At 47.3% G+C, this 13,850-nt stretch carries 12 protein-coding genes; 1 reads left to right on the plus strand and 11 read right to left on the minus strand.

Going from position 1 to position 13,850, the window contains the following annotated elements:
- The first annotated feature begins 210 nt into the window (after positions 1-210).
- Complete coding sequence (gene lexA / locus HQN90_RS01020) at positions 211-828, plus strand: transcriptional repressor LexA (protein ID WP_173215639.1); 618 nt, start codon at positions 211-213, stop codon at positions 826-828.
- Positions 829-1,407: 579 nt separating this feature from the next.
- On the opposite strand, the gene HQN90_RS01025 is transcribed toward lexA, so the two are convergent.
- From HQN90_RS01025 to HQN90_RS01075, 11 genes are all read right to left on the minus strand, one after another.
- Complete coding sequence (locus HQN90_RS01025; RefSeq protein ID WP_173215641.1) at positions 1,408-2,646, minus strand: aminopeptidase; 1,239 nt, start codon at positions 2,644-2,646, stop codon at positions 1,408-1,410.
- 103 nt (positions 2,647-2,749) lie between these two features.
- Positions 2,750-4,090, minus strand: coding sequence for a type I glutamate--ammonia ligase (gene glnA, locus HQN90_RS01030; protein WP_079420923.1), 1,341 nt, complete (start codon positions 4,088-4,090; stop codon positions 2,750-2,752).
- A 41-nt stretch (positions 4,091-4,131) separates the two neighbouring features.
- Positions 4,132-4,542, minus strand: a complete 411-nt coding sequence (locus HQN90_RS01035; RefSeq protein ID WP_047676992.1) for a MerR family transcriptional regulator — start codon at positions 4,540-4,542, stop codon at positions 4,132-4,134.
- Positions 4,543-4,637: 95 nt separating this feature from the next.
- The gene (locus HQN90_RS01040; protein ID WP_411830230.1) at positions 4,638-5,858 is read right to left on the minus strand and encodes a methionine gamma-lyase family protein; all 1,221 of its coding nucleotides are present in this window, start codon (positions 5,856-5,858) and stop codon (positions 4,638-4,640) included.
- Between the two features lie 32 nt (positions 5,859-5,890).
- A complete protein-coding gene (hflX, locus tag HQN90_RS01045) occupies positions 5,891-7,216 on the minus strand; it encodes a GTPase HflX (RefSeq protein WP_173215645.1) in 1,326 nt (441 codons plus the stop codon).
- A 189-nt stretch (positions 7,217-7,405) separates the two neighbouring features.
- The gene (gene efeB / locus HQN90_RS01050; RefSeq protein ID WP_173215647.1) at positions 7,406-8,671 is read right to left on the minus strand and encodes an iron uptake transporter deferrochelatase/peroxidase subunit; all 1,266 of its coding nucleotides are present in this window, start codon (positions 8,669-8,671) and stop codon (positions 7,406-7,408) included.
- Positions 8,672-8,701: 30 nt separating this feature from the next.
- Positions 8,702-9,871, minus strand: a complete 1,170-nt coding sequence (locus HQN90_RS01055) for an EfeM/EfeO family lipoprotein (protein WP_173215649.1) — start codon at positions 9,869-9,871, stop codon at positions 8,702-8,704.
- Positions 9,872-9,894: 23 nt separating this feature from the next.
- A complete protein-coding gene (locus HQN90_RS01060; RefSeq protein WP_173215651.1) occupies positions 9,895-11,388 on the minus strand; it encodes an FTR1 family iron permease in 1,494 nt (497 codons plus the stop codon).
- Between the two features lie 448 nt (positions 11,389-11,836).
- The gene (locus HQN90_RS01065) at positions 11,837-12,814 is read right to left on the minus strand and encodes an AAA family ATPase (RefSeq protein WP_173215653.1); all 978 of its coding nucleotides are present in this window, start codon (positions 12,812-12,814) and stop codon (positions 11,837-11,839) included.
- 86 nt (positions 12,815-12,900) lie between these two features.
- Positions 12,901-13,206: an antibiotic biosynthesis monooxygenase family protein gene (locus HQN90_RS01070; RefSeq protein ID WP_173215655.1), complete on the minus strand. Its 306-nt coding sequence runs from the start codon at positions 13,204-13,206 to the stop codon at positions 12,901-12,903.
- Positions 13,203-13,832, minus strand: a complete 630-nt coding sequence (locus tag HQN90_RS01075) for a histidine phosphatase family protein (protein ID WP_173215657.1) — start codon at positions 13,830-13,832, stop codon at positions 13,203-13,205. Before HQN90_RS01075 ends, HQN90_RS01070 begins: the two co-directional genes overlap by 4 nt.
- Between the last annotated feature and the right edge of the window lie 18 nt (positions 13,833-13,850).

A 13,850-nucleotide genomic window follows, 5' to 3' on the forward strand; every position in this document is an offset into this window, starting at 1 on the left:
GATGCGTCAGCTGATCTACGAGGTAGGTGTGAGTGGTTAGAGTTCGAATAAGCCATATACATGAGTAATCATCTCCCAAACATTTGTTCTGATATCAGAATAACACGAACACATGTTTGAGTCAATGCTTTTTCTCGAACTTATGTTTGTACGAACTCGGGTTCTATGTTATACTTTGGGTAATGATTCCCAGTATTGGAGTGATAACTATTGAGTAAGATTTCGCAGCGTCAACAAGCTATATTGGATTTCATTAAGAACGAAGTGAAAGATAAGGGGTATCCGCCTTCCGTTAGAGAAATCGGAGAAGCTGTTGGACTAGCTTCCAGTTCTACTGTACACGGCCATTTGGAACGTCTTGAGAAGAAGGGTTTAATTCGTCGAGATCCTACCAAGCCACGTGCAATTGAAATTCTGGGCTTGGATGGCGCAGAAACGCATTTTGCCATCTCTGTCGCTCGCGTACCTCTCGTCGGGAAAGTTACCGCCGGTGTTCCTATCACAGCAACAGAGAACATCGAAGACTATTTCCCGCTTCCCGTCAGTATGGTCAAAGACAATAATGTATTTATGCTCAGCGTTATGGGAGACAGTATGATTGAAGCTGGTATTCATAATGGTGATTACGTCATCGTTAAGCAGCAGCAAACAGCTAATAACGGAGACATTGTTGTAGCAATGACAGAAGACGACGAAGCAACCGTGAAACGCTTCTACAAAGAACGTGACCATATCCGTCTTCAGCCGGAGAATTCCGCTTTGCAACCGATTCTCCTGAAGCACGTAACGATTCTGGGTCGTGTTATCGGCTTGTTCCGCGACATGTAGCACGGCATACAGGACTACTTTTAATTTTTTGAAACGCATTAAAGTGGATAAAGGCGAATTCCCATTCAATTTGAATGGAAATTCGCCTTTATTTTGGTTTTCTTCATGTCTGCTAATTTAATAATGTCCTTTTCCGATTGCGGCGAACCTAGACGGCCTTTTTCGCTGGCTCAGCCCACATTCGCGGGGCTACAGCTTTCTTCAAGCGTCGAGCCTGCCTTTTCGGCAGGCTCAGTGCGGGTTCGCTGCTGTCAGCCTCCCGAGACCGCCTTTTTCGCTGGCTCAGCCCACATTCGCGGGGCTACAGCTTTCTTCAAGCGTCAAGCCTGCCTTTTCGGCAGGCTCAGAGCGGGATCGATGCTGTCAGCCTCCCGAGACCGCCTTTTTCGCCGGCTCAGCCTACATTCGCGGGGCTACAGCTTTCTTCAAGCGTTGAGCCTGCCTTTTCGGCAGGCTCAGAGCGGGTTCGCTGCTGTCAGCCTCCCGAGACCGCCTTTTTCGCGGGCTCAACGCACGTTCAATGCTGGCATCTATTTGACGCCATCTAAGCCTCAGCCAAGCTTCGCCTAAGCAGTCTGCTTAAAACTTAAGCGCCCAATTCCCCGCACGGAAAATAGGTTCAACCGTGCCGTCTTCCAAATAACCATCGATCTCTAGATCTGATGTGCCAATCATAAAATCAACATGAATCAAGCTCGTGTTCCCGCCTCGCGCCTTCAATTCATCCGTTGAGAGCGTAGCTCCGTCTTTCACATTAATGGGGTAGCAGCTGCCCAAAGCAAGATGGCAGGAAGCATTTTCATCAATGCCAGTGTTGTAGAAAATTCGATCCAGATTGGAGATCGGCGAATCATAGGGAACAAGAGCTACTTCGCCCAAATAGCGAGCACCTTCATCCATATCCAGCAATCGGGATAAATGCTCATAACCAACCTCAGCTTGGTAGTCCACAACTTTCCCTTCTTCGAATCGGAATGAAAAACGATCCACTAACGCCCCGTTCACATTCAATGGTTTTGTACTTGAAACGACACCGCGAACGCCCGTTCTCGCTGGCATTGTGAAGACTTCTTCTGTTGGCATATTGGCAACAAATCGAATCCCACTCCCATTCGCTTTATCGCCGCCAAGCCAAATATGGTTTTCTGGCAACTCGACGGTTAAGTCAGTTCCTGTTGCGCGATAGTGCAGGGCTCGATACTTCTTCTCATTCAACACTTTGCGAACGCGTTTTAGCTGCTCAATATGCGTTCGCCACGCGGCAACCGGATCTTCTTCATATACGCGGTTTATTTTAAAAATAGCCTCCCACATCGCATTAACACGCTGCTCCTCCGGCAGTTCTGCGTATACCTTGTTCGCCCATGCTACAGTAGGTGCTTTAATCAAACACCAGCTGAATGTACTTGTCCTAACATACTGCTGATACTTGGCTCTCGCCTTGGCAGCGGCTTTGGATGCTCTGGAAATCAAGCTTGCCTCTATGCCTGCATACAAATCAGGATCTGGCACCTTGATATTCAACAAAGCCCCGCCGTTCTCAACAAAACGTTCCAACATTTCTGTATACCACAGAGGATAATAATCCAAAGCATCATCATGCGCATGTTCAAATTTGCTGCGAGTGATGACATCATCCTGCCAATGTACTTGAACGAAGTTCGCACCCGCTTCATAAGCTTTTTTGACAATAAGCCTAGTCAGCTCCAAGGACTCAAGTGGCGATTCAATCATAAGGTCTTGCCTTTTATTCAAATTCACCCCGATTTTGACGACAAGCTCGGCATACTTTTCCAAATTCCTCTGAAAATTGTCCATTACATCTCTTCTCCTTCGCGTGAAAAAGCCCATCAACCTAGAAAGTTCCTAGTTTTGACGGGCTTCTCCTATCTAGTTGTTTATGCTCGAATTGACGATCATTCTAGTACAAGGACAGATATTGATCTCTTTCCCATTGGTGAACTTGTGTGCGGTACATATCCCACTCAATTTCTTTGAGCTCATAGAAGTGAGCCAAAGCATGCTCGCCAAGTGTATCGCAGATCACGTCATCACGAAGCAACTCGTCCAGCGCTTGCTTGAGATCGAGCGGCAAGCTTGGAATGCCTTGACTTTCTCTCTCTTCTTCCGACATGACATAAATGTTGCGGTCAGTTGGAGGAGGCAGCTGCATTTTGTTCTTAATCCCATCAAGACCAGCAGCAAGCATAACAGCCAGCGCCAAATATGGGTTAGCCGCAGGATCCGGGTTGCGCACTTCAACACGCGTGCTTAATCCACGGGAAGCCGGGATACGAATCATCGGGCTCCGGTTACTCGCTGACCATGCCACGTAGCAAGGTGCCTCATAACCAGGAACAAGACGTTTATAAGAGTTAACCGTAGGATTGGTAATCGCAGCGAAAGAACGTGCATGGCGAAGTACGCCTGCCATATATTGTCTTGCTACAGTACTCAATCCTAACTTGTCGTTCTCATCATAGAAAGCATTGACATCGTCTTTGAAAAGCGATTGGTGACAGTGCATGCCGGAGCCGTTCATACCGAACAAAGGCTTAGGCATAAACGTTGCATGCAGGCCATGCTGTCTAGCTACTGTTTTCACTACCAGCTTGAACGTTTGGATTTGGTCAGCTGCTTTAATCGCATCTGCATATTTGAAGTCGATTTCGTGTTGACCTGGCGCCACTTCGTGGTGGGAAGCTTCGATTTCGAAGCCCATTTCTTCCAGTGTCAGAACGATGTCACGGCGACAGTTTTCGCCAAGATCCATTGGAGCCAAATCAAAGTATCCGCCCTGATCATTCAGTTCTGTTGTCGGATTGCCTTTTTCATCTGTTTTGAATAAGAAAAACTCAGGCTCCGGACCTACGTTCATTGCCGTGTAACCCATTTCTTCCGCTTGTTTCAAAGCATTTTTCAAGATAGCACGAGGATCTCCAGCGAACGGGCTGCCGTCCGGCATATAGATATCGCAGATCAAACGCGCTACTTTGCTCTCTGTCACCCAAGGGAAAATAACCCATGTATCCAAATCCGGATATAGATACATATCGGACTCTTCAATACGAACATATCCTTCAATGGAAGAGCCATCGAACATCATTTTATTGTCGAGCGCTTTTTCAAGCTGGCTGAAAGGAATTTCCACGTTCTTAATGCTGCCCATCAAGTCTGTAAATTGCAAACGGATGAAGCGAACGTTTTCCTCTTTTGCAATACGAAGAATATCTTCTTTTGTATAATTATCATTGTAGCTCACGTGTGCATTCTCCTCTCGATTTTACAAACGCTTACGAAATGTTACTTGTAGAATCTGGAAAGTTGCCCTTGAATCAGTGAAACCTGATCAGGCCGTTTTCCGCCGCCAATCAATTGCTGCTTCAACATTTTGTGCAGCTGAGAGTCGGTTAATTCTTTACGCTTAACTTCCGTATGCTCGTTCAAAATGGTCGCATCCTCGGAATCTTTGTCCACAGGAATAAGAACTTGCTTGATCCCTGCGATGTTGACACCTTTTTCAATCAAATCTTTAATTTCAAGAAGACGTTCTACATCGTTAAAGGAATAGAGTCTTTGATTACCTGCTGTTCTTGCCGGAATAATAAGTTCGTGCTGTTCATAATAGCGAATTTGTCTCGCAGTTAAATCTGTCAGCTTCATGACAATTCCGATTGGGAACAACGCCATATTTCTACGTATTTCATCACTCATGCTAATCACTCCTGCTCCGTAAGTACCTCAACCTTATTGTACCTTTCTCACAAAAACGTGTCAAGGAGTGTTAGGTTTGTTCACAGTCTTGTTTTTCATATCAATTCCTTGTCTACCATATGCTGGATAGCTGTCAGCACCCCTAATTTGCAGTGCGAATACGTTAGTCCACCCTGCATATAAGCGATGTAAGGCTCGCGAATAGGCGCATCTGCCGACAGTTCCAAGCTGCCGCCTTGTATGAAAGTCCCTGCCGCCATGATAACGGGATGCTCATATCCAGGCATGTCCCAAGGCTCCGGCACCACGTGCGAATCCACAGCCGCCGCCTTCTGGATGCCCTGCACGAAAGTGATCAAGTGATCTGCGGATGTGAAGCGGATCGCTTGGATAAGGTCCGTACGCGGCGTCTGCCAACGCGGATGGCTCTCGAAGCCCAGCTCTTCGAATACCGCGGCGGCGAAGACGGAGCCCTTAACAGCTTGCCCGACTAGATGCGGGGCAAGAAACAGCCCTTGAAACATCGCTCGCGTAGTCCCGAGCATGGCGCCGACCTCGCCCCCGATTCCTGGGGCGGTTAACCGATAAGCGGCGAGCTCCACGAGGTCGCGCCGCCCGGCAATGTAACCTCCGGACGGGGCAATGCCGCCGCCCGGATTTTTAATCAGCGAGCCGGCCATCAGATCGACGCCAACCTGCGTCGGCTCCTGCAGCTCGGTAAATTCGCCATAACAATTATCGACGAAAACGATAAGTGCTGGGTTGATTTCCTTCACGAATCGGACCATTTCGCCGATTTGCTCAATCGTGAATGACGGGCGCCAGGAGTAGCCGCGGGAGCGCTGTATGCCGATAACCTTGGTATTCGGCTGAATGGCCGCTGCGATAGCCGGCCAGTCGGGAGCACCCTCTTCGGTCAATGCAACCTCGCTGTAAGCGATGCCGAAATCCTGCAAGGAACCCGTACCGTCCCCTGGCTTTCCAATCACTTTGTGCAATGTGTCATAGGGCTTCCCCGTTATGTAAAGTAGATGTTCGCTTGGTCGCAGAACACCAAATAACGCAGTCCCAATCGTGTGGGTACCCGAAACGAAGTGTGGACGAACAAGTGCCGCTTCTGCTCCCATAGCATCGGCATATACAAGATCGAGCACTTCTCTGCCGCGGTCATTATAGCCATACCCCGTCGAAGAGGCGAAATGATAATCGCTTACTTTGTGCTCCTGAAAGGCGCTAATGACTTTCCATTGATTCAAATCAATAGTTTTCTCAATTTGCCGGAAAGCACTTTCCACTTTGCGTTCAGCGCTTTCCATTAAACCCATAACTTTATCCCCGAATTGCATGGTTAATAACTCTCTCCCTCATGATCTTGTAACTCTTGCTGGGCTTGTTGATCATAGGCGACTAATTGGTAAGCCAGCTTCACATAATCATCCTTGTTGACTCGCACTTTGAATACCATGTCTTCCCCATCTACTTCTGTCTCGAGCACATCGCCGATGCGGTACATCAAGGAAATAATATCGCCTTTGTCTGCCGGGATGCGAAACTCTCTGCTCTCGCCCATCAGCTTCTCTTGAATCACATCGCGAAGCCGTTCCAAATCTTCCTGATTGTACGCACTGATTTTCAGAAATTCCCCTTCGGTAGAGAGCATTTCCCGCTCTTCCTGGGAACAAACATCAATCTTATTGAAAAGCGTCAATTGTTCCTTCTGATGCGCTCCCAACTCTTCTAATACTTCTGCAACGACACGCATTTGCTCGTTGCGCATATCTGTTGAGCTGTCGACTACATGCAGGATCAAATCAGCCTCATTGGCCTCCTCTAGCGTTGCACGGAAGGATGCAACAAGATCATGCGGCAGGTTCTGAATAAATCCTACGGTGTCCGTCAGAACGATCTCTTTGCCGCTTGGCAGCTCCATTGTCCGTGATGTTGGATCTAAGGTAGCGAACAATTGGTTCTCTATATAGACGTCGGCTTGTGTCAATTGTTTCAATAAAGTTGATTTGCCAGCATTGGTATAGCCAACAAGCGCTACTTGAAACACGCCTGTTTTCTTGCGGCGCTCGCGATGCAAGGTACGATGGCGAACAACTTCTTCCAATTGGGCCTTCAATTCATCAATTCGCCCGCGAATATGTCTTCGATCTGTTTCCAGCTTGGATTCACCGGGACCTCTGGTTCCAATTCCTCCTCCAAGACGCGAGAGGTTTTTTCCTTGTCCAGACAGCCTTGGGAGCAAGTAGCTAAGCTGCGCAAGCTCAACTTGAATAATCCCTTCACGCGTTTTGGCTCGCTGCGCGAAGATATCCAAAATGAGCTGAGTACGATCGATAATTTTCACATCTAGGGCTGCTTCTAAATTCCGCACTTGAGCGCCCGATAATTCTTGGTCAAAAATTGCCGTATTCCCGCCAAGCTCCTCAAGCCGAAGTCTCAGCTCTTCGACCTTCCCTTTGCCGATGAACCATTTGGAGTCTTTGGTTTCCTTATTCTGCGTCATCGTTTCCAGAACAAGGACCCCTGCTGTTTCAGCTAACTTGACCAGTTCCTGCAAGGAATATTCGGCAAGCAATTCATTTTTCTTTTGTTTCTGAGTGACCAGGCTAACCAGCACCGCGCGGTCATCGATTTCTTTTTCTACCATATGTGAAGTTGTTTTCATATAAGGTCTCCTTTGCATGACATTCAGACGTTGGAAATAGCCGCAATTCGGCGTATTCCTTCATCATTGTGTAGGAAATGCATGGGAAAGTCAATTTGCGGAGCAGGAATATTTGATTATAATCGAGTCCGCTGCCAAACATAAATAAAACCGAAAGGCCAGTGGCCTTCCGGTTAGCATTTCATGGCATTATGCAAATAAACTTTGCCCTAAATAGGCACCTTTTGCCGTTACCCCCGGCAGGACAGCGAAATATCCGCCACCTGTTGTATCGGTATAGGCTAGCATTCGATCCGGAAGCTTCGGATTCGTCAATCTCTTTTGAATGGCTTCAAACTGTGTTTGAATGTTCCGATTGAAGCATACGAAGAGCAATCCTGCATTAATGCGACCGACATCATCCAGATTATCCATGAAATTATAGCCGCGCCGCAGGATACGTTCCCGCTCCGAACTCTCTCCAGCCCGCGGATTGGATAAACGAATATGTGAATCAAGCGCGGTAACTTTGCCTTCAGCATCGCCAGCGAAATTCGGTTGATCGAACTCGCCATGCGCATCCAGCGGTGCCCCTGATACCTTCTGACGGCCCATAATGGTTTCTTGATCGGAATAGGACTGTTGATCCCATGTTTCAATCCGCATATGAATTCGGCGAACGACCATATAAGTACCGCCAGCCAGCCAAGGTGCACCATCGGAACTCTCAACCCACACATTATTTTTCATGAAGTTCTCATCATTGAGTGCAGGATTATTGGTACCGTCTTTGAAGCCAAAGAGGTTGCGTTTCGTCCCCTGGGATTTCACGCCGAGCTGTCCTGTCTGCTGCCACCGCAAATGAGCGACACCGCGAGCAGCCTTGGACAAATTACGGATAGCATGGAAACAGATCATAGGATCGTCAGAACAAGCCTGAATCACAATATCCCCATGTGTCAGTTGGTCCTGGAGCGAATCTTTATGGAAAATAGGCATCTCCGTCAAGCCCGCCGGCTTGCGTGAACGCAGTCCGAAGCGATCTGTCCCCTCTTTTTCGAACAAAGTAGAACCAACCGCGAAAGTAATGGTCAGTTTTCCCGTATCCAGCCCGATCTGCTCCCCCGTGTCGATAGGCGGAAATTTAGCATCCTGCGGCTCCACGGCCAAAGGTTTGCCAGCCATTAACGTAGCAGCCATCTCCGTCCAATGCTTCATGAGTTCTTGCAGTTCCTTAACATCCGTTGTCGTTACATCAAAGGCAGCTACATTGGCAAAGTTCTGGGCAGGAGTCACAACTCCAGTTTGATGAGCACCGTAGAACGAAATGGTTTCATTCGCAGCATCCGCAGAGGCGACATGAGAACCACTGGGTATCACTTGTTTGGCTTTCCCCAGCAGATCTCCAAGTACCACCCCAGCCGCGCCTGCAGCTGTCATCCCCAGAAACGCACGGCGATTCATTTTATCCCCCATGACCTTCGTAAGCCCCTCTCATCATCATTCTTATTTGCTTAATGTGCCTGGCATTTTCACAAGCGGTTCAGCCAGTGCTTCCAGTTTATTTTTCAAATCAATTTGTTTGGCTTGTTCGATTTTACTGAAATCGTTCCAAGTCGCTCCAACCGGAGAAAGAGTATTCATCGTCTCGATGACAGCGGCAAGGCTTTTGCTGATCTTCTCATCCAGTGCTGCGTCTTTTTTCTTCAATTCAGCTTTGACGAGGTCGTAAATGGCTTGTGCGCCTTCAACGTTGGCACGAATGACCGGTACAGTCGCTCCGCTCCAGCGCTCTTCTTCACCCGTGATTTTCTTCGATTGAGCTTCTTCCATCAACTCGCCAACACCAGCGATAAAGTCAGTTGGTTCTATGGTTGTTGAAGCAATGGCTTGCTGCATTTTCTTGCCGTCTTCTAATAAACGAGCAGAGAAAGGCTCCGCATCTTTTACATTCTTTTTAACAAATAATAGATACTCTATACGGTGATACCCGGTGAATGCTGGATCTTTCTCATTTTTGAAGTCATCCACCCGAGCATCCATAACGCCATCCAACTCGCTGAATGTCTCGATAATCGGTTCAATTCTCTCATAAGGCATACGTGATTGTCCATAGGCTTCTTGTGCCTTTTTCAAGTCACCGCTTTTCACTGCCGCGTCAAGCTGCTCCAAAAGAGTAACCAATTGCTTGCCTTGGTCCTGTACATATTTATTGTAAGCCTTAGCTGCCTCTTGCAGCTCTTTGGAGGCTGAGATGACATCTTTATTCACTGCGCCTTTGTTGTCTGCGAAGGAAGTTGTCAGTTCGGCAACAGCAGCTTTTAGATTATTGTTAAGTGCGGTTAATGTCGGATAATCCAGCTTGTCTTGTTTCAAACCGGCTTCCAAAGGTGTTAAGAATTTTTCCACTTTAAAATACAGCTCAGGAAATTTCGGTTTAACTTCGTCTTCGAAGCTTAACCATTGATTATCGAACTGCTCTGATAATTTCTTCGGATCTTTCACTTTGTTAGCATCCAATTGGGTTTTCAACTGATCAATACTTGCTGTGAGTGCCGCAGAACCATCTTTGAATGGAACTTTAGCTGGCTCCGTTGTTGTTGTTGTTTTACCACAGCCTGCGAGTACGAGTGTTGTAGCTGCTGCCAAAATAATAAGTTGCTGACGTTTGTTCATCGGGAAAAACCCCTCCACTATTTCTATTTGTATGATTTATTGGATAATGCCATGTTTCTGATTTGAATGGACTTGCGACGGTCCCAAAGGACTGCAAATACGGCTGATAGCAAAAGAATAAATTGTGGGATTGCACTTTCCAATGTCGGATAAAGTGCAATTACATCCCAGCTCGGCAGCCAAGAAGCGGTTGTTGCTGGTAAATAACCCGCTAATTGCAGCCCGTGAACACCCATCCCGGCAAATTTGAAGCAGAGATAGAACACGAAGAAGCTGGACACCAGGAAGAATGGACGCATTGGAATTTTCAACCCAATCTTCAGGATTAAGAAAGACACAATCAATAAGATTACAACCCCGATAGCAATACCGCCGAGCAAAGAGCTCAAAGAAATCGAGGAAGCCATTCCGATCATGAAGAGTGCGGTTTCTGTGCCTTCACGAAAGACCGCAAGAAAAGCAAGCAGGCTAAGCGATACCAGGCTGCCAGTAGCCAAAGCTTTGACACTCTGATCTCTTATGTACTGCTGCCAGTTGGAGACACTGGATTTGCTATGCAGCCAATAGCTCATATACAGCAGCATCACAGCAGCGAAAATGCCGGTACACCCTGCAATCAAGAAATTATTATTGCCAAAAGCACTAGCAGAGAACAATTGCTGAACGACAACCCCGAGGGCTACACTGACAAGCAAGCCAGAGCCAACGCCATACCAAATCCATTTCTTCTTATCACTATGGCCTGATTTATTTAAGAAACCAAGCAGCGCAATAACAACAAGCAGTGCTTCTAATCCCTCACGCAGCAGAATTGTCGTCGCATCTAACATCGTATAGCTGGTTTTTGCTGCCAATGGCCCCAAATCAGTGTGCATGCGCGCGATAGTAGCTGAGGCATCCGTCACTTGAGGAGGATCAGCCGACAACTGCGCATAGGCTGTAACCATGTCTCTCTCCATTGACGTGTAAACAGCCGAAGATTGTGTTAGGACAATCCCTTCAATTTGCAGCCAGGAATTCCGCAGCGTCTGGATGCTATCTGAAGCGCCGGCAGCATCATTTTTCTTGAGCTGTTCAGCGGCAGTTTCGAGCAAGGTAACCAAGGACCCCACCGTCACGTTGCCATTGTTTTGAACGGCTTTACCGAAAGCTTCCAAATTGCCATCAACGAAGCTCTTATTCAAATTGTGAAGTTCTTTAAGACCAGCTACCAGCTTCTGTGCGTCCACTGGCTGCTTCAGTGTCTGAAAGGATACTTCTCCCATCGCTTGTTCGATCTTTTGATACGCAGCAGTTGACTTCAACTTAATCCCCTCTTCATATGTCAACCAATTCATTTGAAATGTATCGAACAACTTGGAGGCATCCTCAAGCTTACCGCTTTCCGCCGCCTGTATGGCACTCACGATTCCTTCATCCGCTTTGGCCAGATCCGTTTCGGCAGTTGCCCCTGCGCTCATTGGCACGGATATAAACATAAGCAGCGCTATCCAACTCGCTAAGAAAACTTTACGCATGTACCACAACTCCCCATCATATATAACCAATTTCAACTTCATCAATAGTGATAATCATTATCATCTTAAAAGTTCACTCTGTCTATTTTACTCCGATCAGCCAATCTGTCAATTGTTTTATACAATAAAAAAAGAGGCTCTCCCCAAAGTAGATAAAACTACTTGAGAACAGTCCTCTTCATTCTGAAATTGTTCGTTTTTTTCGAAAGTCAACTGGCAGTTTGCCCCAGTCCCCTAATTCTGCATAATTCCTGCGAATATGCATCCTTTTCGTATCGGGAATCATCAAAATCGGGAAAAGCCTGCGATTATACATCCTTTAGAGACCTTTTCTCGATTCCAGAATGGAAAAGAGTAGAAAACCTGCACTTTCGCAGGCTCTCTACCCTTTTCACCCTATTTGCTCGAAGAAGGCTGTACTATCGCAGGCTTTCCCTACCTGAAACGTTCACTTAAATTTCATATCTTCCGGCCTGATCGACATCAGCTCTATTTTCGAAGGGGCGTTGATATATTGGCTAAGCAGCCTTACCGCTTGATGCCTCATCGCTTTCTCCAAGATGTTGCGCACGTACCTCGCATTGCTGAAAGCTCGCCATGTCGTAGCTTTCTCCTCAACTAAATGCTGTTTAAGCTTCACAATCGTCTGCGGCAGTAAAACGTACTCTCGATCCTTCGCCATCAGCTCCGTGATCTGAATCAATTGTTCAATGGGATAGTCCTCGAAATCAATCTGAATCGGAAAACGTGAAGGCAGGCCTGGATTCGTTGCCAGAAATTGATCCATTTCGTCGCTATAGCCGGCGAGGATGAGAATAAATTCATTTTTCTTATCCTCCATCCCTTTCACCAGCGCATCGATCGACTCCTTGCCGAAATCCTTATCTCCCCCACGCGCCAAGCTGTAGGCTTCATCAATAAATAGAATCCCGCCCATCGCCTTCTTCATCAGTTCTCGGGTCTTTAATGCGGTATGCCCAATGTATTCTCCTACGAGATCTGCCCGTTCCACCTCGATAAAATGACCTTTGCTCAGAACGCCCATCGCGTGAAACATCCGGCCCATCAGCCTTGCGACCGTCGTTTTCCCTGTACCTGGGCTTCCTTTGAAAATCATATGATACACATGCGCATTGCTAATCAGTCCCGCTTCGGCACGAAACTGGGAGATTTGCAGCAGCGCATAAATTTCATGTACCAGCTCTTTGACATTATCGAGGCCGATCAATTGGTTAAGCTCCTTGAAAATATCCGAAAGAGGACCTTCCATCGGCGTCCTTTTTCCGGTTACTTGCGGCTCGGAATCGGCCAGCGGTGAAGCGTTTAGTGGGTCGCCTACACCATCTACCGACCGCCTATGCATGCCAGGCTCAGGCTGCCGCAAGACGATGTTGATCTGTCTGGATGGCAAGCTTCGACCACTCATGAGGATCACCTCGTTCACAGGATGGTTTCTTGGTTCGTATCAATCCATCCTACGCTCGTTTGATCCATTTTAGACCGCGCCAGCCCTTATTGGGGCTTATAAGATTGGTTAACGGTATAATGTTCCACCACAGGGAACGGATCATAGAAATGGTGCAGCAGCGTGCGCCACTCTTGATATTCCGCAGAGCCTCGAAAGCCCACTGTATGGTCTTCAAGCGTTTCCCAGTGAACGAGCAGCAAATATTTATTGCTATCCTCGAGACAGACTTGCAACTCATGAGAAATATAGCCTTTCATAGATGAAATGATCGACGAAGCTTGACGAAACGCTGCTTCGAACTCTGCATTTTTGCCTGCAATGACAGGCAGTATGGCTGCTTCTAAAATCATACATATTCCTTCCTTTCCTCCGGAAAATGGGACGTATCCGCATGAAGTTGAATATGCGGTTTGCTATCCTTGAATTCAACGATACTTAAGCAAGTTTGATGAAAATAAGGCGGATTCCACAGCTCGGCCAGCGATTTCTGCTCCAAATACGCCATAATAATTTTCAATGTAACCGAATGCGATACCAAGGCAATTGTTTGCCCTGCTTGTTCTTCAACTAAACGTTCTAGAGCAGGAATAACACGTCTTTGCAGATCTTCAAACGATTCGCCTTTCGACGTCTTGTACATCTGGGGAGCGTGCCAGAACGCATGAAAGTTATCCGGGTCCAGTTCCTCAATTTCAGACGAGATTCGCCCTTCCCATGACCCTAAGTTCATTTCTCTCCAGTCATCGGAAGTATGAATGTCAATGTCACGCGCGCCTTTCACTATCGTTGCCGTTTGAAGAGCACGCCCGCTGCTGCTTGCACACAGCCTGTCAAATTGAACATCCTGCAAAGCATTGGACAACCAAGCCGCCTGCTGCTGCCCTTTTGCGGTTAGAGGCGAGTCCAAGTGCCCTTGCATTCTGCGCTCCTCATTCCACTGTGTTTCCCCATGCCGAATCAAATAAAGCTTCGTCATTGCCTGATTTCCCCCTGT

Source organism: Paenibacillus alba (genome assembly GCF_013204855.1).
Taxonomy (GTDB): domain Bacteria; phylum Bacillota; class Bacilli; order Paenibacillales; family NBRC-103111; genus Paenibacillus_E; species Paenibacillus_E alba.

Bases quoted from the DNA above. Each gene is read 5' to 3' on its own strand.
- hflX (WP_173215645.1), bottom strand. From the start codon at position 7,216: ATGAAAACAACTTCACATATGGTAGAAAAAGAAATCGATGACCGCGCG.
- HQN90_RS01025 (WP_173215641.1), bottom strand. From the start codon at position 2,646: ATGGACAATTTTCAGAGGAATTTGGAAAAGTATGCCGAGCTTGTCGTC.
- HQN90_RS01035 (WP_047676992.1), bottom strand. From the start codon at position 4,542: ATGAGTGATGAAATACGTAGAAATATGGCGTTGTTCCCAATCGGAATT.
- HQN90_RS01055 (WP_173215649.1), bottom strand. From the start codon at position 9,871: ATGAACAAACGTCAGCAACTTATTATTTTGGCAGCAGCTACAACACTC.
- efeB (WP_173215647.1), bottom strand. From the start codon at position 8,671: ATGGGGGATAAAATGAATCGCCGTGCGTTTCTGGGGATGACAGCTGCA.
- HQN90_RS01070 (WP_173215655.1), bottom strand. From the start codon at position 13,206: ATGATTTTAGAAGCAGCCATACTGCCTGTCATTGCAGGCAAAAATGCA.
- HQN90_RS01065 (WP_173215653.1), bottom strand. From the start codon at position 12,814: ATGAGTGGTCGAAGCTTGCCATCCAGACAGATCAACATCGTCTTGCGG.
- HQN90_RS01040 (WP_411830230.1), bottom strand. From the start codon at position 5,858: ATGGAAAGCGCTGAACGCAAAGTGGAAAGTGCTTTCCGGCAAATTGAG.
- HQN90_RS01060 (WP_173215651.1), bottom strand. From the start codon at position 11,388: ATGCGTAAAGTTTTCTTAGCGAGTTGGATAGCGCTGCTTATGTTTATA.
- HQN90_RS01075 (WP_173215657.1), bottom strand. From the start codon at position 13,832: ATGACGAAGCTTTATTTGATTCGGCATGGGGAAACACAGTGGAATGAG.